A 22,462-nucleotide genomic window follows, 5' to 3' on the forward strand; every position below is an offset into this window, starting at 1 on the left:
AACGGGCCCCGCAGCGCCCCTCACCTCGTCGTCGCCAGCACCTGCGCCAGGTCCACCGCCGCCGCCACCCGCACCGCCACGCTCTCCGCGTACGCCGCGTCGGGGCGTTCGAAGGCGGCGCGGTGGGCGGAGCGCAGGAACGTCACCACGCCCAGCGTGCGCCCACGGCTCCGCAGCACCGCGCACAGCGCGTGCACGGCGTCGCCCGGCCACTGCCGCTCCGCCGCCCACACCTCGGCCCCGGCCCCGGCACCCGCGCTCGCCCGCACCGACCCCGTACGGTCCACCGCCTGGAGGGCCGGGTGCCCCGCCGCGTACCGCAGCGGTATGGAACCGCCGGCCACCGGCAGACACGGCCCGGGCTCACCGGCAGGCGTCGCCGCCACCCGCACCAGCCGTTCCCCCGCCACCACATCGACCAGCGCATGGTCCGCGAAGCCCGCGAGCGCGTAGTCCAGGTACGACGTCGCCGCCTCCATCGGGTCCTCGCACTCGGACGCCGACCGCGAGGCCCGGTGCAGCTGGTTCGACCGGAACCGCATCCGGTCCGCCTCCTGCCCCGCCAGCTTCTCCGCCGTCACGTCCTGGAACAGCCAGCCCACCCCCAGCGGAACCGGCTCCTCGGCGAGCGGCGAGGCCAGCCGCAGAAAACCGCTGCGCCAGCACCGCCGCCGCTGCCCCTCCGCCGTCCGCAGCGTCACCCACAGCTCGGCGGGCGCCGGTGGTGCGCCCTCGGCGAGCACATGCTGCAACGCGCCCTCCAGATCCTCGACGCCCTGCGCGATCAGCTCGCCCAGCGGGCGCCCCAGCAGCGTCGTACGGCCGCCGCCCAGCGCCCGCGCCGCGTGCGCGTTGACGATCGTCGGCCGCAGATCCGCGTCGACCAGCACCACACCCCAGGACGCGTCCTCGAACAGCGCCTCGCTCAGCGCGATCGACCGCTCCAGATCGATCTGCGCATGCACCTCGCTGAACGCGCAGTACACCCCGGCCGGTCTGCCGTCCGCGCCCCGGACCCCGGCCGCCTGGGTCCGCACCAGCACCCGCCCGCCGTCCTTCCGCAGCAGCGCGAACTCATGCACCCGGCGCCCCGGCGCATCCATCGCCGCCATCAGCCGCCCCTGCACCTCCACCGCGTCCGCCCGCCGCACCGCCCATCCGGCGAACCCGGGCCGCCCCACGGCCTCCTGGGCGGACCAGCCCAGGATCCGCTCGGCCTCGCGGTTCCAGTGGGTGATCGTGCCGTCCGCGTCGAACGCGCAGAGCGCGGCGTCCATCCCGTCGAGCAACGCCGCGAGCAACTCGGCCCCGAGCCCCGCCCCCGGCCCCTCGTCGGGCCCGAGCGCCTCGGCCGTTCCACTGCTTGTCGACGCACTCACCCCGTACCCCCCGCAGGACGCATCCGGCATTTCCGCACGTCAGACCATTGAACTCGAAGGTGACCCAGCACACACCGACTTCCCGGAAATCGACCGGCACATTAATTCGCTTGTGCGGTGCCGGGGACGTTCCTAGGCTGCTGCCAGCGAAGAAAGGAGGTGTTCCGGAAGTGATTTCTTCTCGGACTCGTGAGGTGGCTGCGGGCTGACGCCCGTTGTCGCGCTCTTTGCAGTGCAGGCCGGTCGTCGGCCAATCCCAAGCAGTCACCGACCCGCAGGCTCGCCGGTAAGTCCGGCCGGCTCCTCCGCAAGGAGGGACCAGAGCCTGCGGGTCTCTGCATGTCCAAAGGGCCCTAGGGGCAGAGGCGCTCCACGCGCCAGTCCTCGCTGCCTTCCTCGCGTACGTACCGCAGCCGGTCGTGCAGCCGGTTCTCGTGGCCCTGCCAGAACTCGATGGTGTCGGGGACGACGCGGAAACCGCCCCAGTTCGGGGGCGCGGGGATCTGCTCGCCCTCGGGGTAGCGGGCCGCGAGCTCCTCGTAGCGGGCGAGCAGCTCGTCGCGGGAGCCGATCACCGTCGACTGGGGGCTCGCCCAGGCGCCGAGCTGGGAGCCGTGCGGGCGGGTGCGGAAGTAGGCGGCCGTCTCGTCGCGGCCGACGCGGTCCGCCCGGCCTGTGACGACGACCTGGCGGGCCATCGGGTGCCAGGGGAAGAGCAGCGAGACGTACGGGTTGGCGGTCAGCTCGCGGCCCTTGCGGGATTCGTAGTTGGTGAAGAAGACAAAGCCTCGCTCGTCGTACTTCTTCAGCAGCACGGTGCGCGAGGAGGGCCGGCCCTCGGGGGTGGCGGTGGAGACCACCATGGCGTTGGGCTCGTGGAGCAGCCCGCCGACGGCGACCTGCCGGAACCAGTGGGCGAACTGCTGCATCGGGTCGGCGGCCAGCGTGTCCTCGGTGAAGCCCTCGGAGCGGTACTGCTCGCGCATCGCGGCCGGATCGGTGATGGAATCGGAGGGTGAATCTGCGGTGGGCACGGGGTCATCCTGCCGCAGCGGCGGGCCCGGCCCGGCAAGGAGGGTGGCTCGGGAGCGGGGCCGATTCGAGGTCCTGTGCCGGATGTCACGCTTCCCCGTGTCCCGGGTGACCCGCCAGTATCTGAGGCAGGCCGCTGTGGCCCGCGCAGAGCCGTCGACCGAGGGAGCCGCCATGTCCGACTTCGTACCGGGACTAGAGGGAGTCGTCGCGTTCGAGACGGAGATCGCCGAACCGGACAAGGAAGGCGGTGCGCTCCGTTACCGGGGTGTCGACATCGAGGATCTCGTCGGCCATGTCTCGTTCGGCAACGTCTGGGGCCTGTTGGTCGACGGGGCGTTCAACCCCGGTCTGCCGCCGGCCGAGCCGTTCCCGATCCCGGTGCACTCCGGGGACATCCGGGTCGATGTGCAGTCCGCGCTGGCGATGCTCGCCCCCGTGTGGGGTCTGAAGCCGCTGCTCGACATCGACGAGCAGACGGCCCGCAACGATCTGGCGCGGGCCGCCGTGATGGCGCTGTCGTACGTCGCCCAGTCGGCGCGCGGGCAGGGGCTGCCGATGGTCCCGCAGAGCGAGATCGACAAGGCGAACTCCGTGGTCGAGCGGTTCATGATCCGCTGGCGGGGCGAGCCGGACCCCAAGCACGTGAAGGCCGTCGACGCGTACTGGACGTCGGCCGCCGAGCACGGCATGAACGCCTCGACGTTCACCGCCCGCGTCATCGCGTCGACCGGCGCCGATGTGGCGGCGGCGCTGTCGGGTGCGGTGGGCGCCATGTCGGGTCCGCTGCACGGTGGTGCGCCGTCCCGGGTGCTCGGCATGATCGAGGAGATCGAGCGGACCGGCGATGCCACCGCGTACGTGAAGAAGGCCCTGGACAAGGGCGAGCGGCTGATGGGCTTCGGGCACCGGGTCTACCGGGCGGAGGACCCGCGGGCGCGGGTGCTGCGGCGTACGGCCGAGGAGTTGGGCGCGCCGCGCTTCGAGGTGGCGCAGGCGCTGGAGAAGGCCGCGTTGGAGGAGCTGCACGCGCGGCGCCCGGACCGGGTGCTGGCGACGAACGTGGAGTTCTGGGCGGCGATCATGCTGGACTTCGCGGAGGTTCCGGCGCACATGTTCACGTCGATGTTCACGTGTGCCCGTACGGCGGGCTGGTCGGCGCACATCCTGGAGCAGAAGCGGACGGGCCGGCTGGTACGTCCTTCGGCGCGTTACGTGGGTCCGGGCTCGCGTGATCCGCGGGAGATCGAGGGGTACGACCAGCTCGCGGATCTGGGGAACTGAGCGCCGGTTCCGGGCGGAGGGGACCCTACAGCTTGCCGCGGAGGGTGACGGTGCGGTGTCCGCCGAGGTGGCGCCGCACCTCCTGCTCGAAGTCGTGGGTCAGCTCGGCCCAGTTCCAGAAGGTGAGGCCGAGCTGCCCGCAGGCGTAGTAGTCGTCCTCCCAGCTCCATCGGTCGATGCCGGAGGGCCGGTGGCAGGAGGGGCATTCCACGGCTCCTTCGCCGCCCTTCTCCCAGTCCGCGAACCGGCCCGCGAAGGGTTCCCAGGCGCCGTCGACCGGGGTCCAGGTGTCGTCGACCAGGCGGGTCTCGGCGGCGCACAGCGGGCAGGTGGCGGCCCCGGGCTCGCCCTGGCCGCTGTCGAAGACGGTTCTTCCGGTCGTGATGTGGAGGCCGTTGCTCCAGAGCTCGACCGGTTCCGGGTCGTCGACGGCCCTGGCGTAGTGCGGTCCGGGCGGGTTGCCGTGGCCGTCCCCGCCGAGGACGCAGTCGGTGCGCTCGGCCGCGACGATCCCGTCGGCGATCAGCCGGTCCAGGAGCCCGGCGGCGAGCCGTTCGGCGTCCTGCTCGGTGGCGTCGAGGTCGACGATGGTCTGGAAGTAGTCGCCCACGGGTCCCCCGCGGTCAGTCGAGTACGTCGTCCAGCAGCAGTGCCCACTGTGCCACGACCCTCTGACGCCGGGCCGTGTCGTCGGTGAGTACGTTGGCCAGGCCCAGGCCGCGGGCCATGTCGAGGAGGCCCTGGACGGTTTCGCGTACGCCGGGCTTCGTCTCGTCGGCGGCGAGGAGTTCGACGGCGATGCGGTGGGTCTCGCGGCCGACGCGGGCTTCGAGTTCGGTGACGCGGGGGCGGAGCTGTGCCTCGTTGGAGGCGGCCACCCAGAGTTGGAGCGCGGCGCGGAAGAGCGGGCCGGTGTAGAGGTCGACGAGGGCGGCGACGACGTCCGTGCGGCCCTGGACGGGCAGGGCGCGCAGGGCGGCGGAGCGTTCCTCGGCGACGTACTCGACGGCGGCGGTGAACAGGTCCTCGCGGGTGGGGAAGTGGTGCTGCGCGGCGCCGCGCGAGACGCCCGCGCGTTCGGCGACGACGGAGACGGTGGAGCCCGCCCAGCCGTGTTCGGCGAGGCAGGCGACGGCGGCTTCGAGGAGCCGGCGGCGGGTGGCCCGGCTGCGGTCCTGCTTGGGGGTCCGGTCGGTGGGAGGCGTCACAACACCCATTCGGGGTCCCGTCGTTCGAGGAAGGCCGTCATTCCTTCCCGGGCCTCGGCGGAGGCGAAGAGGGCCGCCGAGCGGGCGATGAGGTCTTCGGCATGCTGGTCGAAGTTGCTCAGCACAGTAGCCGTGACCAGCTCCTTCGATGCCGCCAGCCCCTGGGGGGACGCCTTGCGCAGGCCGTCCAGGACGGGGGCGAGGCCCTTGTCCACCTCTTCGGTGGCCAGCGTGATCAGGCCGATGCGGGCGGCTTCGGTGGCGTCGAAGCGTTCGCCGGTGAGGTAGTAGCGGGCGGCGGCGCGCGGGTCGACGCGGGGCAGCAGGGGCATCGAGATCACGGCGGGGGCCAGGCCCAGGCGGGATTCGGTGAGGGCGAAGGAGGCGTCGGGGCCGGCCGCCGATATGTCGCAGGCCCCGAGCAGGCCGAGGCCGCCCGCCCGTACGTGGCCGGTGACCCGGGCGACGACGGGCTTGGGCAGGGCGACGATCCGCCGCATCAGCGCGACGAAGGCCGCCGGGCCGGGCGGTGCGGTCAGGTCGGCACCGGCGCAGAAGGTGTTGCCGGTGTGGGTGAGGACGACGGCCCGTACGGCGTCGTCGGCCGCGCAGGTGTCCAGGGCGGCGGTGAGTTCGCCGACCAGGGCCGCGGAGAGTGCGTTGCGGTTGGCGGGCGAGTCGAGGGTGAGCGTGGTGATGCCCCGGTCGTGGGTGGGGTCGGCGAGCGCCGTCATGGTCGGTGGTCTCCCTGGCCGTTGGTGGTCCTGCGGGACTTCTCCCGGTCGCGCAGTTCGCGGCGGAGGATCTTGCCGGAGGTGGCGCGCGGGATCGCGTCGATGAATTCGGCCTGCCGGATCTTCTTGTACGGGGTGACGCGCTCGGCGATGTACGCCATGACGTCGTCCGGTGTGAGGTCCGGTGCGGACGGCCGGCGGACGACGTAGGCCTTGGGGACCTCGTTGCCGTCGGTGCCGTACACGCCGATGACGGCGGCGTCCGCGATCGAATCGTGGCCGAGCAGCAGTGCTTCGAGTTCGGCGGGGGCGACCTGGTAGCCCTTGTACTTGATGAGTTCCTTGACCCGGTCGACGACGAACAGCCAGCCGTCGGCGTCGACGTGCCCTATGTCGCCGGTGTGCACCCAGCCGTCGGCGTCGATCATGTCGGCGGTGGCCTCGGGGCGGCCCAGGTAGCCCTTCATCACCTGCGGGCCGCGGATCAGGATCTCGCCGTCGGTGCCGGCCGGGGCGTCCTCGGGGCCGTCGCCGCCGAGCGGGGCGATCCGCATCTCGGTGCTGGGCAGGAGCCTGCCGACCGCCCCCGGGGGCGGGTTCTCGGCGGCGAGCGGAACGACATGGGTGCCGGGCGAGAGTTCCGTCATGCCGTACGCCTGGCGCACGGGCGGCAGTCCCAGGCGCTGGGAGCAGGCGGCGGCGAGCGTGGCGTCGAGCGGGGCGGCGGCGCTGACGACGTACTCCAGCGAGGACAGGTCGTACCGCTCGACCGAGGGGTGTTTCGCGAGGGCGAGGACGATCGGCGGGGCCACGTACAGGCCGGTGATCCGGTGCTTCTCGATCGCGGCGAGGAACTGGTCCAGGTCGAAGCGCGGCAGTACGACGACGGTGGCGCCCATCCGCAGCGGGGCGTTCATCAGGGCGGTGAGCCCGTATATGTGGAAAAAGGGGAGTACGGCCAGGATGCGGGCGCCGGGGCCCATGGGGATGAAGGGGCGGAGCTGCTCCAGGTTGGTGCCCATGGAGCGGTGGGTGAGCATGACGCCCTTGGGGGTTCCGGTGGTGCCGGAGGAGTAGGGCAGGGCGGCGACGTCCTCGCCGGGGTCGACGGTGACGCGGGGTTCGGGGGCGGTGGTGGCGAGCATGTCGAGTACGGAGGTGTGTCCCTCGGCCCGGTCGCAGACGAGGATCTGCTCGATCGAGCCGACGAGTGCCGCGGCCTCGCGGGCCGTCGCCAGGAGCGGGGAGACGGTGACGATCCAGCGGGCGGAGGAGTCGCGGAGCTGTTTGGCGAACTCCTCCGCCGTGGCCAGCGGGTGGACGGTGGTGACGGTGGCGCCGGCCCGGGTCGCGCCGAAGAACACGGCCGGGTAGGCGATGGTGTTGGGGCTGTGCAGGGCCAGTACGTCGCCCTTGCGCAGCCCTGCCTCGGCGAGCGCCGCGGCGATCTTGCGGTGGAAGGCGTCGAGTTGCCGGTAGGTGAGGGCGGAGCCGTCGTCCGTCCCGTCGATCAGGGCCACGGTGTCGCCGTACGCGGCGGTGGCCTCTCCCAGGACCGCGTCATGGATGGGCAGGTCGAGTACCGGTACGGCGGGGTAGTCGCTGTGGAACACGTGCACCATGGCGGGTCCCTTCGGGGCGGCGGTGTGGGCGACCGGAGCGGCGGTGTCGGGGACGGACTGCCGTGGCTCAGTAGGACTTGGGCAGGCCCAGGGACTGGTGGGAGACGTAGTTCAGGATCATTTCCCGGCTGACGGGGGCGATCCGGGCGACGCGGGCCGCCGTGATCAGGGACGCGAGGCCGTATTCGCGGGTGAGGCCGTTGCCGCCGAGGGTGTGCACGGCCTGGTCGACGGCCTTGACGCAGGCTTCGCCCGCTGCGTACTTCGCCATGTTGGCGGCCTCGCCGGCGCCGATGTCGTCGCCGTCGTCGTAGAGCCGGGCGGCCTTCTGCATCATCAGCCGGGCCAGTTCGAGTTCGATGTGGGCCTGGGCGAGCGGGTGGGCGATGGCCTGGTGGGAGCCGATGGGGTCCTTCCACACCTGGCGGGTCCTGGCGTAGTCGACGGCGCGGGCGAGTGCGTAGCGGCCCATGCCGATGCCGAACGCGGCGGTCATGACGCGTTCGGGGTTGAGCCCGGCGAAGAGCTGGAGGAGCCCGGCGTCCTCGTCGCCGACGAGCGCGTCGGCGGGGAGGCGTACGTCGTCGAGGACCAGCTCGAACTGCTTCTCCGGGGCCTGGAGTTCCATGTCGATCTGTGAGCGCCCGAAGCCGGGGGCGTCGCGGGGGACGATGAAGAGGCAGGGCTTGAGCCGGCCGGACCGGGCATCTTCGGTGCGGCCGACGATGAGGGTGGCGTCGGCGATGTCGACGCCGGAGACGAAGACCTTGCGGCCGGTGAGCAGCCAGTCCTCGCCGTCCTTGCGGGCGGTGGTGGTGATGCGGTGGGAGTTGGATCCGGCGTCGGGTTCGGTGATGCCGAAGGCCATGGTGAGGCTGCCGTCGGCGAGGCCGGGGAGCCACTGCTGCTTCTGGGCCTCGGTGCCGAAGCGGGCGATGACGGTGCCGCAGATCGCCGGGGAGACCACCATCATCAGCAGCGGGCTGCCGGCCGCGCCCAACTCCTCCAGGACGATGGAGAGTTCGGCCATGCCGCCGCCTCCGCCGCCGTACTCCTCGGGAAGGTTCACGCCGAGGTAGCCGAGCTTGGCGGCTTCGGTCCACAGTTCGTGCGGGTGGGCGCCGTCGCGTACGACGGAGGTCATGTAGTCGCGTCCGTAGCGCTTTCCGAGTGCGGCGACGGCGGCGCGCAGCGCCTGGTGCTCTTCGGTTTCGAGGACGGTGCTCATCGCTTCGGTTCCTCCTGTACGTCTTGCACGACGGCGAGCAGGGTGCCGACCTCCACCTGGAGGCCGGGTGCGGCGTGGAGTGCGGTGAGGGTGCCGGAGGCGGGGGCGAGGATGCGGTGTTCCATCTTCATCGCCTCCAGCCAGATCAGTGGCTGTCCGGCCGTGACCGCCGCCCCTTCGGCGAGCCCGTCCGCGACGCGGACGACGGTGCCGGGCATGGGGGCGAGCAGCGAGCCGGGTTCGGTGCGGTCGGTGGGGTCGGTGAAGCGGGGCAGGGCGGTGAGGGTGTACGAGCCGGTGGCGGTGTCCACGTACGCCTTGTCGCCGTGGACGGCGATGTCGTAGTGGCGGGTGAGGCCGTCGCCGGTTTCGAGGGTGACGCGGTCGGGGGCGGTGGCGACGACGCGTTCGCCGGTCTCGGGGGCGGGGCCGGTGCGGGTGGTGCGGTAGGCGGCCTCGTGTTCGGTGCCGTCGGGTTCGGCGCGGTAGCGCTTGGTCCGGGGCTGGGAGGAGATGTTGCGCCAGGCGCCGAAGCGGGCCGGTCCGGGGCCGGCTGCGTGCTGCCGGGCGGCGGCGTCGGCGAGGGCGGCGGCCAGGGCGGCGAGGCGGGGTCCGGGATCGGCCGGGGCGGGGGCCGGGGCGAGGGCGTCCAGGTGGCGGTCGTAGAACCCGGTGTCGAGGCGGGCGGCGAGGAAGTCGGGGTGGCGCAGGGACCGTACGAGCAGCTCGCGGTTGGTGACCGGGCCGTGGATGCGGGCGCGTTCCAGGGCGCGGGCGAGCAGGCGCACGGCCTCGGTGCGGGTGGGGGCGTGGGCGACGACCTTGGCGAGCATCGGGTCGTAGTGGACGCCGATGGTGTCGCCGTCGGTGTACCCGGTGTCGAGGCGGAGGCCTGGCTCGTCGGGTACGTGGAAGGTGTGCAGTGCTCCGGTCTGCGGCTGCCAGTCGCGGGCGGGGTCCTCGGCGTAGAGGCGGGCCTCGACGGCGTGGCCGTGCGGTGCGGGGGGTGCGGTGGTGGGCAGTGGTTCGCCTTCGGCGATGCGGAGCTGGAGGGCGACGAGGTCGAGGCCGAAGACCTCTTCGGTGACGGGGTGCTCGACCTGGAGGCGGGTGTTCATCTCCAGGAAGTACGGGCGTCCGTCGGCGGCGAGCAGGAACTCGACGGTGCCCGCTCCCTGGTAGCCGACGGCGTGCGCGGCGGCCACGGCGGCGTCGTGCAGCCGGTCCTGCAGCGCGTCGTCGAGTCCGGGGGCGGGGGCCTCCTCGATGACCTTCTGGTGGCGTCGCTGGAGCGAGCAGTCGCGGGTGCCGAGCGCCCAGACCCCGCCGTGCCCGTCGGCCATGACCTGGACCTCGACGTGCCGGCCGCGTTCCACGTACGGCTCGGCGAAGACCTCGCCGTCCCCGAAAGCGGCTGCCGCCTCCGCGGCTGCCGCCGTCAACTCAGCGGGCAGTTCGGCGAGTTCGCGTACGATCCGCATCCCGCGTCCGCCGCCGCCCGCCGCCGCCTTGAGCAGCAGCGGCAGGTCGTCGGCGGTGGCCCGTTCCGGGTCGACGGGGGCGAGGAGCGGCACCCCGGCGGCGGCCATCAGGCCCTTGGCCCGGGTCTTGGACGCCATCAGCTCGATGGCCTTGGCCGGCGGGCCCACCCAGAGCAGTCCGGCGTCCTGCACGGCGCGGGCGAATCCGGCGTTCTCGGAGAGGAATCCGTAGCCGGGGTGGACGGCGTCGGCACCGGCCGCGAGCGCGGCGCGCACCACGAGGTCGCCGCGGAGGTAGGTGTCGGCCGGGGCGGCGCCGGGCAGCCGTACGGCGGTGTCGGCCTCCCGTACGTGGAGCGCGTCGGCGTCCGCGTCGGAGTACACCGCGACGGTGGCGATGCCGAGCGCCCGGCAGGTGCGGAAGATCCGGCAGGCGATCTCGCCCCGGTTGGCGACGAGGAGGGTGCTGATCATGTCTTCCTCACATCCGGAAGATGCCGAAGCCGCCGCGGGCGCCTTCGACCGGGGCGGTGTGGATCGCGGACAGGCACATTCCGAGGACGGTCCTGGTGTCGCGCGGGTCGATGACGCCGTCGTCGTACAGCCGCCCGGAGAGGAACATGGGCAGTGACTCGGACTCGATCTGCTGCTCGACCATGGCGCGCAGTCCGGCGTCGGCCTCGGCAGCCTTGTCGTCGTATGGCTGTCCCTTGGCGGCGGCGGAGGCGCGGGCGACGATGGAGAGCACCCCGGCGAGCTGCTGGGGGCCCATGACGGCGGACTTGCTGCTGGGCCAGGCGAAGAGGAAGCGCGGGTCGTAGGCCCTGCCGCACATGCCGTAGTGCCCGGCCCCGTACGAGGCGCCCATCAGCACGGACAGGTGCGGGACCTTCGAGTTCGACACCGCGTTGATCATCATCGCGCCGTGCTTGATGATGCCGCCCTGCTCGTACTCCTTGCCGACCATGTAGCCGGTGGTGTTGTGGAGGAAGAGCAGCGGGATGTCGCGCTGGTTGGCGAGCTGGATGAACTGGGCGGCCTTCTGCGACTCCTCGCTGAACAGCACGCCCTGCGCGTTGGCAAGGATGCCGACGGGGTAGCCGTGGAGCCTCGCCCAGCCGGTGACCAGGCTGGTCCCGTACAGCGGTTTGAACGCGTCGAAGTCGGAGCCGTCGACGAGCCGGGCGATGACCTCGCGGGGGTCGAAGGGCACCTTCAGGTCGCCGGGCACGATGCCGATCAGCTCGTCCTCGTCGTACTTGGGCGGCTCGGCGGGGCCCGGATCGGCGTGTGCCTTGCGCCAGTTGAGGCGGGCGACGATCCGGCGGGCCTGGCGCAGCGCGTCCTGTTCGTCGACGGCGAAGTGGTCGGCGAGCCCGGAGGTGCGGGCGTGCATCTCGGCGCCGCCGAGCGATTCGTCGTCGCTCTCCTCGCCGGTCGCCATCTTCACCAGGGGCGGTCCGCCGAGGAAGACCTTGGACCGTTCCTTGATCATGACGGTGTGGTCGGACATGCCGGGGACGTACGCCCCGCCCGCGGTCGAGTTGCCGAAGACGACGGCGACGGTCGGGATGCCGGCCGCGGAGAGCCGGGTGATGTCGCGGAACAGCGCCCCGCCGGGGATGAAGATCTCCTTCTGCGAGGGAAGGTCGGCACCGCCCGACTCGACGAGGCTGACGCAGGGCAGCCGGTTGGCGAAGGCGATCTCGTTGGCCCGCAGGGCCTTCTTCAGTGTCCAGGGGTTGGAGGCGCCGCCGCGTACGGTCGGGTCGTTGGCGGTGATCAGGCACTCCACGCCCTCGATCACCCCGATCCCGGTGATGAGCGAGGCGCCGACCGCATAATCACTGCCCCAGGCCGCGAGCGGCGACAGCTCCAGGAACGGGGTGTCCTCGTCGATCAGCAGCTCGATCCGCTCGCGGGCCGGCAGCTTGCCGCGCGAGCGGTGCCGCGCCACGTACTTCTCGCCGCCACCCGCCTGCGCCTTGGTGTGCTCGCCGGCCAGTTCGTCGAGCTTGGCGAGCATGGCCGTGCGGTTGGCGGCGTATTCGGGGCTCGCGGCGTCGAGCGCGGTGGGCAGGACGGTCATGCGTGCGCCTCCGGTACGTGGACGGTCATTCGTGCGCCTCCGGTACGTGGACGGTCATGCGTGCGCCTCCGGTGCGTGGACGGTCTCCAGCAGCGATACGGGGATGGGCAGGTGCCGGGAGCGCAGCCACTCCCCCACCGCCTTGGCCTGCGGGTCGAACCGGTGCTGGGCGGCGACGCCCTCGCCGAGCAGCCCGTGGACGGTGAAGTTCAGGGCGCGCAGGTTCGGCAGGAGGTGGCGTACGACGGTGAGTCCGGCGGTATCCGGCAGCAGTTCCCGGAACCGCTCGACGGTCAGCTCGTGGGCCAGCCACCGCCAGGCGTCGTCGTCGACGGCCCACACGCCCACGTTGGCGTCCCCGCCCTTGTCGCCGCTGCGGGCGCCCGCGATCCGGCCGAGCGGGGCGGGCCGGGTGGGCCCGGGGTCCGGCAGGGGTGCGGGCAGCGGCGGTTCCGCGGCGTCCCGGAGCGGCTGTGTCGTCGCGGGAGGTGCCAGGCTCTCCCGCCGTCCGTCGGGGAGCACCGCGATGTGCGGGACCTCGCCTGCCGGTACGTACCGGGCCTCGAACACCCCGTACGGTGCGCCCTTGCCGGGCGGGGCGGTGACGTGGAAGCCGGGGTAGCTGCCGAGCGCCAGCTCGATCGCGGCACCGGAGACCGCGCGCCCGACGGTCTCCTGGTCCTGGTCGCGGACGACGAGCCGGAGCAGGGCGCTCGCGGTCTCCTCGGTGGCGGCGTCGGCCCGGTCGGTCCGGGACAGCTCCCACCGCACCTCGTCGGGTTCGGCGCCGGAGCGGGCGAGCGAGTCCGCGAACTGTTCGCGTACCAGCTGGGCCTTGGCCTCGATGTCGAGGCCGGTGAGCACGAAGACGACCTCGTTGCGCCAGCCGCCGAGCCGGTTCAGCCCGACCTTGAGTGTGGGTGGCGGGGCCTCGCCGCGTACGCCGGAGATCCTGACCCGGTCGGGTCCGTCCTGGGTCAGCCGTACGGTGTCGAGCCGGGCGGTGACGTCCGGTCCGGCGTACCGGGCGCCGCCGGTCTCGTACAGCAGTTGGGCGGTGACGGTGCCGAGGTCGACGACGCCGCCGGTGCCGTCGTGCTTGGTGATGACGGACGAGCCGTCGGCGTGGATCTCGGCGACGGGGAAGCCGGGCCGGCGCAGGTCGTGGCCCCGGAAGAACGAGTAGTTGCCCCCGGTGGCCTGGGTGCCGCACTCCAGGACGTGCCCGGCGACGACGGCCCCGGCGAGCGCGTCCAGGTCGCCGGGGCCCCAGCCGAAGCGGGCGGCGGCGGGGCCGGTGACGAGGGCCGCGTCGGTGACCCGCCCGGTGACGACGATGTCCGCGCCCGCGGCGAGGCAGGCGGCGATCCCGGCGCCGCCGAGGTAGGCATTGGCGGTGAGGAACCCCTCGGGCACGGTGAGGCTGTCGCCCTCCACATGGGCGACGCGCACGGGGACGCCGACCTTCTGGGCCAACTCCCGTACGGCGTCGGCCAGTCCGGCCGGGTTGAGTCCGCCCGCGTTGGCGACGATCTTCACCCCGCGTTCGTGGGCGAGCCCGAGGCCCTCTTCGAGCTGGCGCAGGAAGGTGGTGGCGTAGCCGCGCGTGGGGTCCTTGAGCCTGCTCCGGCCGAGGATGAGCATGGTCAGCTCGGCAAGGTAGTCCCCGGTGAGGACGTCGAGGGGGCCGCCGGTGAGCATCTCGCGCATGGCGTCGAAGCGGTCGCCGTAGAAGCCGGAGGCGTTGCCTATCCGCAGTGGTGCGGTCACTTGCCTTCTCCCCGGGGTGCGCGGCCCGGTCCGGCGGGCCCGGCGAACGCCTGGGCGATGTCGAGCCACTGGTCGGCGTCGGGGCCGACCGCCCGGACTGCGAGGTCGTCGCGGTGCGCGCGCTGGGTGACGAGCAGGCAGAAGTCGACGAGCGGGCCGGTGACCCGCTGCGGCGCGTCCTCGGGCCCGAAGACGACCGGTCCGTGGCCCGGGGCTTCGAGCTCTACCCGGAACTCCTCCTCGGGCGCCTTGATCCCCCGTACCAGATAGGCGTAGTCGCGGGCCCGCACCCCGATCCGGGCGACGTGCCGCAGCCGGGCGGTGGGGGTCCTGGTGACCCCGAGGGCGTCGGCGATGTCCTGGCCGTGCGCCCAGGTCTCCATGATCCGGGCGGTCGCCATGGACGCGACGCTCATCGGCGGCCCGTACCAGGGGATGCGGGTGCCCGCCGGGGCCTTGCGCAACACCGCCTCCAGCCGCTCCCGCCCGGTCCGCCACCGCGCGAGCAATGCCTCCGGGGCCAGGGCGGCGGCGATCTCCTCGGCGCCCCGGTCGACGAAGGACTCGGGCGCCTCCATGGCCCTGGCCACCTCCCCCGCGAAGGCCTCGGCATCGGTGGCGGCCAGCAGCGCGACCTCGTCGGTCCAGGTGAGATGGGCGATCTGATGCGCGATGCTCCAGCCGGGGGCGGGGGTCGGAGCGGCCCACTGCCCGGCGCTCAACCCCCGTACGAGTGCGTCGAGTTCCTGGCTCTCATCGCGCAAGTCGTCGATCACGGCTGCGACATCGGGCACGGTTCGCTCCCCTCGGGGCAAGGCGGTGTGCCCAGGAGCATGGCAGCGGCCCCTTAAACAAGCAAGCATGCTTGCATTATTTTTGGAGCGGCGAGACGGGCACGGCGTCGTGTGAGGATCGAGCAATGGACGCGATAGAGATCCGCCGCCGTCGCGGCGCCGACATGAAGGCGTGCATCGACGCACTGGCCACCGTGCACGAGGCGGACCGTTACCCGGCCGCGTGGCCGGCCGACCCGGGGAGCTGGCTCACCCCGCACGGGCTGCTCGATGCCTGGGTGGCCGTGGACGGCCCGACGGTGCTGGGGCATGTGGCGCTCACACGTACGGAGGATGTCCTGGCGAAGAAGGCCGGTCTGCCCGCGGTAGAACTGGCATCGGTCGCCCGGCTCTTCGCGCGCGCCGGGGCCCGCCGGCGCGGGGTGGCCGGCGCGTTGCTCGACGCGGTGACGGCGGCGGCAGCAGCCGACGGCGTGCGGCTCGTCCTGGAGGTCGAGGACGGCGGGACGGCCGCCATCGCCCTCTACGAACGCGCCGGGTGGCGTTACGTCGGCAGCCGCACCGACGACTGGACCACGGCCGATGGGCGTCCGGCCCGCATGCATGCGTACGCGGCCCCGGCCGGCCCGGCCGGGGAGCCCTCCGGGAACCGGTGATCCGTCCTGGCGGGACCGTCAGGTGTGGTTGCGGCTCTTCACGCCCCGGACCTGGCTTCGTACCGCCCCCATGCTCGCCCCGATGACGAGGGCGATCGCCAGCGCGTCGGTGGTCGTCAGGGCCTGGTCCAGGATCAGGAAGCCGGCCGCGGCCGCGATCGCCGGTTCCAGGCTCATCAGGATCGCGAAGGTGGGCGCGGGCAGGCGGCGCAGCGCCATGAGTTCGAGGGTGTACGGAAGCACCGAGCTCAGCAGCGCCACCGCCGCGCCCAGCCCGATCGTGGACGGGACCAGCAGTTTCGAGCCCGACTCCATGATGCCGAGGGGCAGCGAGAGCACCGCCGCGACGACCATGGCCAGGGCCAGCCCGTCCGCCTGGGGGAAGCGGCGGCCGGTGCGGGCGCTGAAGACGATGTACGTCGCCCACATGGCACCGGCGCCCAGGGCGTAGGCGGCGCCGACCGGGTCGAGGCGGTCGAGCCCTCCGCCGCTCAGCAGCACGACGCCGCCCAGCGCGAGCCCGGCCCAGACCAAGTTGATCAGGCGGCGGGAGGCGAACACCGAGAGGGCGAGCGGCCCCAGCACCTCCAGGGTGACGGCCGCGCCAAGCGGGATGCGGTCGGCAGCCTGGTAGAAGAGCGTGTTCATGCCGCCCATGGCCAGCCCGAAGGTGAGGACCGTGCCCCAGTCCGCGCGCGAGTGGCCGCGCAGCTTCGGGCGGCAGACAGCCATGAGGACGATCGCGGCCACGGCCAGGCGCAGGGTGACGACGCCGAGCGCGCCGGCCCGGGGCATCAGCAGCACCGCGACCGCGGAGCCGAACTGGACGGAGAGACAGCCGCCGACCACCAGCGCGACCGGGGCGAGCGCCGCGCCCCGGCCCTTGGGGCGTGCGGGGCCCGCCGCGTCGCCCAGGGCGGAGGCCGCCTCGGGTACGGCGACGGCTGCGGCCCGCTCCATGGCCGCAGCGGCCCCTGCTGCACTGCGCTGGTCGTTCACCTGCGGTGTTCCTCCCGAATCCGACAGTTCAATACAATGAACCGTTCGATCTAAGATACTGCACCGCGCCCGTGTGCAATGCCCGTGCGGTACGTCCTCTTACGGTAGGTACCTCCGCGTGGCACGTGAAATGTCGACCGAGCTCCGGTTATGCTCCCCGCGCATGAGCATGGGGCGTTCCGGACAAAGCGCTGGTCGCGGCATCGAAGTGCGGCATCTGCGTGCCTTTCTGGCCGTGGCCGACGAGGGCAACGTCACTCGCGCCGCCGACAGGCTCCGCCTCACACAGCCCGCGGTCTCCCGCACCCTCGCCGCCCTTGAGCGGCATCTCGGCATCCGCCTCGTCGACCGGTCCACCCACCATCTCGTCCTCACCCCCGAAGGCGTCGCCTTCCGGGACAAGGCCGCCGCCGCGGTCGCCGCCTTCGACGAGGCGCTCGACCCCGGCGGGCTGCGCCACTGGCCGCTGCGGCTCGGGCACGCCTGGTCGGCGTTCGGCCCGTACACCACACCGCTGCTGCGCCGCTGGCAGGAGCTGTACCCGCAGACCTCGCTCGAACTGCTGCGGATCGACGACCGCACCGCCGGGCTGACCCGGGGCGAGGTCGATGCCGCGCTGCTGCGGGGGCCCGTCGAGGCTCCCGGCCTCGTCACCGAGGTGCTGTTCGACGAGGACCGGGTGGCGGCGGTGGCGGCGGACGGCCCGCTCGCGGACCGCGCCACGCTCCGGCTCGCCGATCTGGCGGACGAGACCGTCGTCCTCAACACCGTCTCCGGCACCACCACCGTCGACCTGTGGCCGCCTGGCGGCCGGCCCACCGCCACTCTCACCGTCGCCAACACCGACGACTGGCTGACCGCCATCGCGGCGGGGCGCGGGGTCGGGGTCTCCGCCGCGTCCACCGCCGGCATGCATCCGCACTCCGGGGTCGCCTACCGCCCGCTGGTCGACGCCCCGTCCGTACCCGTCCTGCTCGCCCGGCGGGACGTCCCGGGGCATCCCGCGCTGCCGGCACTCACCGCCCTCGTCCACGAGATCCTGCGACAGGACACCACCGACGACTGAGCCCCGCCCGCGTGGCGGACGGGCTGTCCGGCACCCGCCCAGCGGGCGCTGTCGCTGCCGCGAGCGGGAGTTCAGTGCTGCCGGTCGTGCGGGTACGGTGTCGGCCGCGCCGACGCGGGCAGCGCGCACGGACGCTCGTGGACGCGGATCGCGATGCCGGGCCCGGTCGCGCCGGGGATGTCGTACGTCTTCGCCCCCCCGAGGGCCCGGCGGCACCCCTACCTGCGTTGCGAACGTGACACTTTGGTGGGTGTTCGACACGCCGCTCGGTGGGTAGTGCCGCAGCAGCCGCTCAGGCCGGGTCGGGTTCGCGGCAGGGGCGGCAGAGGCCGTCGCGGAACGCTTCGGGCCTGCCCGGGGCGCCGCATTCGGGGCGGGAGCTTGTCGCGGAGGCGGCGGCGGACGAAGCCGAAGGGCGAGTCGACGGACGCGGGGAGCCCGGCGGTCAGCGCGTGCGTCAGGTAGTCGGCGTGCGTCGGGTTCGCAGGGCGTGGGAGGCGAGGCGGTCGGCGAAGGCGGTGACGAGGGCGCGGAGTTCGCTCGGGCGCTCGATGACGAACGGCCGGTCGAGCGCGGCGAGCACCGGGGGCAGCCAGTCGAGGCGCTCGGCCCGCAGCTCGACCCGCAGCCACTGCTCACCCTCGTCGGCCGTGGGCGCGAGCTCCGTCACTCGGGCGACGGTCGCGGGCAGGTGGGCGCGGACCTGCGCGACCGTCGCCCGGACCCGCAGCACCACCTCGTGGCGGTACTCCGCGGCGGCGAACCCCGCCAGCAGCTGCCGCGCCGGGTCGTGGTCCGTCGGCGCCTCGAAGGAGCCGGGCAGGGGCCTGGCGTCCGTGATGCGGTCCAGCCGGAAGGTCCGCTGCTCACCGGTTCCGGGGTCCGCGCCCATTCCGGGGTCCGCGCCGGTGACGTACCACCGGCCCTCGTGGGCGACGATGCCGTAGGCGTGCAGCGTGCGTTCGCTGCGGTGGCCGGAGCGATCGGTGTACCGGAGGAGAACCGGCCGGCGGTGGCGCACCGCGTCGGCGAGGGTGAGCAGGACCTCCGCGTCCGGTACCGGCGCGGGCGCCGCGGCGGGGCGGGACGGGTCGGTGAAGGCGAGCGAATCGAGGAGCGCGGCGAGCCGGCCGGCCACGTGCTTGGGCAGCACCCGCCGGATCTTGGCCGACGCCGTCTCACCCGCCGTGCTCCCCGCCCCGGGCAACCCCGCCCGGCGGCCGGCGGCCAGGCCGAGCAGCACGGCCAGCGCCTCGTCCTCGGCGAGCATGAGCGGGGGCAGACGGTAGCCGGGGCCGAGCCGGTAGCCGCCGTAGCGGCCACGGATCGATTCCACGGGCACGTCGAGGTCGATCAGGTGCTCGACGTACCGCCGCACGGTGCGGCCGTCGACGCCGAGCCGGTCGGCCAGTTCGGCCACGGTGCGGGTGCCGCCGGACTGGAGCAGCTCCAGCAGGGTGAGGACGCGGCCGGTGGGGCGGGGCATGGCCCCAGCCTACGGCCGAAAGCGGGCGGATTCTGTCCTCTATTGGTCCTACGTTGTGAGGGCAACGACGCCTTCGATCGAGCAGACCAAGGAAGACTTCATGGATTTCGTTTCGATCCGCATCATCACCGCCGACGTCGCACGCCTCGTGGATTTCTACGAGCGGACCACCGGGGTGCCGGCCGACCGGGCCACCGAGGACTTCGCGGAGCTGCGCCTGCCCCACGCCACGCTCGCGATCGGCAGCGACCGCACCGTCCCGCTGTTCGCCCCGGGGTCGGCCCGGCCGGCGGCGAACAGCAGCGTCATCATCGAGTTCCTCGTCGACGACGTGGACCGCATCCACCGGAACCTGACCGGGTTCGTCACCGGCTTCGTCAAGGAGCCGACGACGATGCCGTGGGGCAACCGCGCGCTGCTGTTCCGCGACCCCGACGGAAACCTCGTCAACTTCTTCACGCCCGTCACTCCGGAGGCCGTCGAGAGGTTCGCGTCGCGCCGCGCCTCCTAGTCACTCGGCCACCGGCCCGCTCCCCTCCCCGGCTCCCTCCATCAGGTCCTCGTCCAGGCCCTCCGCCAGAAGTTCCGCCAGGTGCCGTGCCCGTACGCCGCCCAGTTGTTCCAGCTGGGTCCGGCAGGAGAAGCCGTCCGCCAGGAAGGCCGTTCCCGGTTCCGATGCCCGTACCGAGGGCAGCAGGCTCTCCTCCGCGCAGGCCGCCGACACGTCCCAGTGGCCGCGTTCGAAGCCGAAGTTTCCGGCCAGGCCACAGCAGCCGCCGCTCAACTCGCCGGCCAGTCCCGCCCGTTCGCGCAGTCGGCGTTCCGCCGCGTCGCCCAGGACCGCGTGCTGGTGGCAGTGGGTCTGGCCGGTGACCGGGCGGTTCAGGCGGGGTGGCTGCCAGTCGGGGGCGTACTCCTCCAGGTACTGGGCCAGTGTTCTTACCGATGCGGCCAGTTCGGCGGCCCTCAGGTCGTCGGGGAGGAGTTCGGGCAGGTCGGTGCGGAGGGTGGCGGCGCAGCTCGGTTCGAGGACGACCAGGGGGGCGCCGAGCGTACTGCCCAGCCGGTCCAGGGTGCGGCGCATGACCTTGCGGGCCTTGTCCAGCTGACCTGTGGATACGTAGGTGAGGCCGCAGCAGACCCCTCGGCCGGGCAGCAGCGTCCGGCGGCCCGCCGACTCCAGGACCCGGACCGCCGCCCGGCCCACCTCGGGCGAGAAGTGGTTGGTGAAGGTGTCGGGCCAGACGGTGACCACGTGGTCGTCGGAGGGGATCACCGTCCCCTTGCCCCGGTGCCTTCCGAGCCACCGGGTGAACGTCTGCCGCGCCAGGACCGGGATCGTGCGCTGCGGGGCGATCCCCGCCAGCCGCTTGACCAGGGCGGCGAGCGGGCGCATCCGGGCGAGGGTGTTGAGGACGGGGGCGAACGGGGCGGCCAGGCGCAGCCACAGCGGCAGCCGGCCCATCGAGTAGTGCGCGGCCGGGCGCAGTCGCCGCCGGTAGTGGTGGTGGAGGAACTCGGCCTTGTACGTGGCCATGTCGACGCCCACCGGGCAGTCGCTGCGGCAGCCCTTGCAGGACAGGCAGAGATCGAGGGCGTCCCGTACCTCCGTCGAGCGCCAGCCGTCCGTGATCACGCCGCCCGCCTCGCCCGCCTCGCCCGCCTCGCCCGCCTCGCCCGCCTCGCCCGCGAGCATCTCGTGCAGCAGCCGGGCCCGGCCCCGGGTGGAGTGGGCCTCCTCTCCGGTCGCCCGGAACGACGGGCACATCACGCCGGTGCCCGCAGGCCGGGCCGTACGGCATTTGGCGACGCCCACGCAGCGGCGTACCGCCGCCGAGAAGTCGCCGCCGTCGTGCGGGTAGCCGAACGCGACGTCCACCGGGCGCCTCGGCAGCACTTCGAACCGGAGGTTCTCGTCGAGCCGGGCGGGGCGGGCGAGGATGCCGGGGTTCATGCCGCCGTCCGGGTCCCAGATGTCCTTGAAGCGGGAGAAGAGGGCCACCAGTTCGTCGCCGTACATGCGCGGGAGCAGTTCGGCGCGGGCCTGGCCGTCGCCGTGTTCGCCGCTCAGTGAGCCGCCGTGCGCGACGACCAGGTCCGCGAGCTCCTCGGAGAAGCGGCGGAAGCGGGCGACGCCCGGCGGGCTCAGCAGGTCGAAGTCGATCCGGACGTGGATGCAGCCGTCGCCGAAGTGGCCGTACGGGGTGCCGCGCAGTCCGTGCTCGGCGAGCAGGGCGCGGAAGTCGCGGAGGTACGGGCCGAGGCGGGCGGGCGGTACGGCGCAGTCCTCCCAGCCGGGCCAGGCCTCGGTGCCGTCCGGCATCCGGGTCGCGGTGCCCGCGGCGTCCTCGCGGATGCGCCACAGGGCCCGTTGCCCGGCGGGGTCGGTGACGACGGTGCCGTCCAGGGCGTCGGCCGCCCGCAGGACGCGCTCGGCGTGCGCCCGCGCCTCGGCCGGGGTGGCGCCGCCCGTCTCGACGAAGAGCCAGGCTCCGCCGCGTGGCAGCCCGGCCGGTTCCCGTACGAGGTCGGCGGCCATGCCCTCGACGGTGAGCGGGTGGTGCGGGAGCAGGCCGGGGGCGGCTTCGGCGGCTGCCGCCTCGTCGGCGTAGCCGAGGACCGCGAGGGCGCGGGCGGCCGGCGCCTCGACCAGTCGTACGGTCGCCTCCGTCACCACGCCGAGCGTTCCCTCGCTGCCGCAGAAGGCGCGGACGGGGTCGGTGCCGCGCTCGGGCAGGAGGGCGTCCAGGGCGTATCCGGAGATGCGGCGCGGGAGTTCGGGGAAGCCGGTGCGGAGCGGGGCGAGGTGGGTGCGGATGAGTTCGGGGAGGCCGGGCAGGGCCTCGGGGAGCGTTCCCCGGTCCAGGCGCAGGGTGTCGCCGCCGTAGCGGGTCACGGTCAGGGCGTGCGTGTTGTCGGCGGTGGTGCCCCAGGCGACCGAGTGCGCGCCGCAGGAGTTGTTGCCGATCATGCCGCCCAGCGTGCAGCGGCTGTGGGTGGACGGGTCGGGGCCGAAGGTGAGGCCGTGCGGGGCGGCGGCGGCGCGCAGGTCGTCCAGGATCACGCCCGGCTGGACGACGGCGGTGCGGGATGCGGGGTCCAGTTCGACGATCCGGCGCAGGTGACGGGTGAGATCGAGTACGACGCCGGTGCCGGTGGCCTGCCCGGCGATGGAGGTGCCGCCGCCGCGCGGCACCACGGGCACCCCGTACGCGCGGCAGACCGCGAGGGCGGCGGCCACGTCGTCGGCGTCGCGCGGGGAGACGACGCCGAGCGGTACGCGGCGGTAGTTGGAGGCGTCCATCGTCGTCAACGCGCGGGCGGTGGTGCCGAAGTCGGCCTCGCCGCGGACCGCGGTGCGCAGGGCCTGTGCGAGTTCGGCGCGTTCCGTCGGATTCTGATGTGCGGCCATGCGGCCCAGGATGCCGTTGATCGGGCCACTCGGCCGTCCGGCGCCGCACGTTTCCCCTGAATACGTCAATACGTCGGAATACGTCGGACGCGTAGTCACATACGTAACAAAGAACGCCACAAGCTCTTCCCAAAGAGAGCGTCAATTCTCATATAGTGACCAGGACTTACCTTGGAATTGTCAGCTCCAGTTTCCGCATCCAGTCCCGATGTCCTGAACTGC

General features: G+C 73.0%; 18 protein-coding genes. 4 read left to right on the forward strand and 14 right to left on the reverse strand.

Going from position 1 to position 22,462, the window contains the following annotated elements; genetic code table 11:
• Positions 1 to 20: 20 nt before the first annotated feature.
• A complete protein-coding gene (locus OG842_RS17155; protein ID WP_266730632.1) occupies positions 21 to 1,379 on the reverse strand; it encodes a PAS domain-containing protein in 1,359 nt (452 codons plus the stop codon).
• A 353-nt stretch (positions 1,380 to 1,732) separates the two neighbouring features.
• The gene (gene pdxH, locus OG842_RS17160; protein WP_266733643.1) at positions 1,733 to 2,365 is read right to left on the reverse strand and encodes a pyridoxamine 5'-phosphate oxidase; all 633 of its coding nucleotides are present in this window, start codon (positions 2,363 to 2,365) and stop codon (positions 1,733 to 1,735) included.
• A gap of 220 nt (positions 2,366 to 2,585) precedes the next feature.
• Between pdxH and OG842_RS17165 the strand changes: the two genes are divergently transcribed.
• Positions 2,586 to 3,695 carry a citrate synthase 2 gene (locus OG842_RS17165; RefSeq protein ID WP_266730634.1) on the forward strand — a complete coding sequence of 370 codons (1,110 nt, stop codon included), beginning with the start codon at positions 2,586 to 2,588 and terminating at the stop codon, positions 3,693 to 3,695.
• 25 nt (positions 3,696 to 3,720) lie between these two features.
• Here the strand turns inward: OG842_RS17165 and OG842_RS17170 are convergent, their stop codons facing one another.
• From OG842_RS17170 to OG842_RS17210, 9 genes are all read right to left on the reverse strand, one after another.
• Positions 3,721 to 4,305 (reverse strand): hypothetical protein, encoded by a 585-nt coding sequence (locus tag OG842_RS17170; RefSeq protein ID WP_266730636.1) that lies wholly within the window; start codon positions 4,303 to 4,305, stop codon positions 3,721 to 3,723.
• Between the two features lie 13 nt (positions 4,306 to 4,318).
• Positions 4,319 to 4,912, reverse strand: coding sequence for a TetR/AcrR family transcriptional regulator (locus OG842_RS17175; protein WP_266730638.1), 594 nt, complete (start codon positions 4,910 to 4,912; stop codon positions 4,319 to 4,321).
• Positions 4,900 to 5,637, reverse strand: coding sequence for an enoyl-CoA hydratase family protein (locus OG842_RS17180; protein WP_266730639.1), 738 nt, complete (start codon positions 5,635 to 5,637; stop codon positions 4,900 to 4,902). The genes OG842_RS17175 and OG842_RS17180 overlap by 13 nt, the downstream gene beginning before the upstream one ends.
• Positions 5,634 to 7,259: a 4-coumarate--CoA ligase family protein gene (locus OG842_RS17185; RefSeq protein ID WP_266730640.1), complete on the reverse strand. Its 1,626-nt coding sequence runs from the start codon at positions 7,257 to 7,259 to the stop codon at positions 5,634 to 5,636. Before OG842_RS17185 ends, OG842_RS17180 begins: the two co-directional genes overlap by 4 nt.
• Before the next feature lie 67 nt (positions 7,260 to 7,326).
• Entirely contained in the window at positions 7,327 to 8,487 is a 1,161-nt protein-coding gene (locus OG842_RS17190) for an acyl-CoA dehydrogenase family protein (RefSeq protein WP_266730641.1), read from the reverse strand.
• Positions 8,484 to 10,442, reverse strand: coding sequence for an ATP-binding protein (locus OG842_RS17195; RefSeq protein ID WP_266730642.1), 1,959 nt, complete (start codon positions 10,440 to 10,442; stop codon positions 8,484 to 8,486). Before OG842_RS17195 ends, OG842_RS17190 begins: the two co-directional genes overlap by 4 nt.
• 7 nt (positions 10,443 to 10,449) lie before the next feature.
• A complete protein-coding gene (locus OG842_RS17200; protein ID WP_266730644.1) occupies positions 10,450 to 12,057 on the reverse strand; it encodes an acyl-CoA carboxylase subunit beta in 1,608 nt (535 codons plus the stop codon).
• 54 nt (positions 12,058 to 12,111) lie between these two features.
• Positions 12,112 to 13,827, reverse strand: a complete 1,716-nt coding sequence (locus OG842_RS17205) for an acyclic terpene utilization AtuA family protein (protein ID WP_266730645.1) — start codon at positions 13,825 to 13,827, stop codon at positions 12,112 to 12,114.
• A complete protein-coding gene (locus OG842_RS17210) occupies positions 13,824 to 14,621 on the reverse strand; it encodes a TIGR03084 family metal-binding protein (protein WP_266730646.1) in 798 nt (265 codons plus the stop codon). Before OG842_RS17210 ends, OG842_RS17205 begins: the two co-directional genes overlap by 4 nt.
• A gap of 125 nt (positions 14,622 to 14,746) precedes the next feature.
• Between OG842_RS17210 and OG842_RS17215 the strand changes: the two genes are divergently transcribed.
• Entirely contained in the window at positions 14,747 to 15,277 is a 531-nt protein-coding gene (locus OG842_RS17215; RefSeq protein WP_266730648.1) for a GNAT family N-acetyltransferase, read from the forward strand.
• An 18-nt stretch (positions 15,278 to 15,295) separates the two neighbouring features.
• Here OG842_RS17215 and OG842_RS17220 read toward each other — a convergent pair whose 3' ends face one another.
• Complete coding sequence (locus OG842_RS17220; protein WP_266730650.1) at positions 15,296 to 16,276, reverse strand: EamA family transporter; 981 nt, start codon at positions 16,274 to 16,276, stop codon at positions 15,296 to 15,298.
• Between the two features lie 163 nt (positions 16,277 to 16,439).
• Between OG842_RS17220 and OG842_RS17225 the strand changes: the two genes are divergently transcribed.
• Positions 16,440 to 17,342 carry a LysR family transcriptional regulator gene (locus OG842_RS17225; RefSeq protein WP_266730653.1) on the forward strand — a complete coding sequence of 301 codons (903 nt, stop codon included), beginning with the start codon at positions 16,440 to 16,442 and terminating at the stop codon, positions 17,340 to 17,342.
• Positions 17,343 to 17,799: 457 nt separating this feature from the next.
• On the opposite strand, the gene OG842_RS17230 is transcribed toward OG842_RS17225, so the two are convergent.
• Positions 17,800 to 18,828: a helix-turn-helix transcriptional regulator gene (locus tag OG842_RS17230; protein WP_266730654.1), complete on the reverse strand. Its 1,029-nt coding sequence runs from the start codon at positions 18,826 to 18,828 to the stop codon at positions 17,800 to 17,802.
• Positions 18,829 to 18,928: 100 nt separating this feature from the next.
• Here OG842_RS17230 and OG842_RS17235 point away from each other — a divergent pair, with 100 nt between their 5' ends.
• Positions 18,929 to 19,339, forward strand: coding sequence for a VOC family protein (locus OG842_RS17235; RefSeq protein WP_266730655.1), 411 nt, complete (start codon positions 18,929 to 18,931; stop codon positions 19,337 to 19,339).
• Here OG842_RS17235 and OG842_RS17240 read toward each other — a convergent pair whose 3' ends face one another.
• A complete protein-coding gene (locus OG842_RS17240; RefSeq protein WP_266730657.1) occupies positions 19,340 to 22,240 on the reverse strand; it encodes an FAD-binding and (Fe-S)-binding domain-containing protein in 2,901 nt (966 codons plus the stop codon).
• Positions 22,241 to 22,462: the final 222 nt, after the last annotated feature.

Source organism: Streptomyces sp. NBC_00376, assembly GCF_036077095.1.
Lineage (GTDB): Bacteria > Actinomycetota > Actinomycetes > Streptomycetales > Streptomycetaceae > Streptomyces.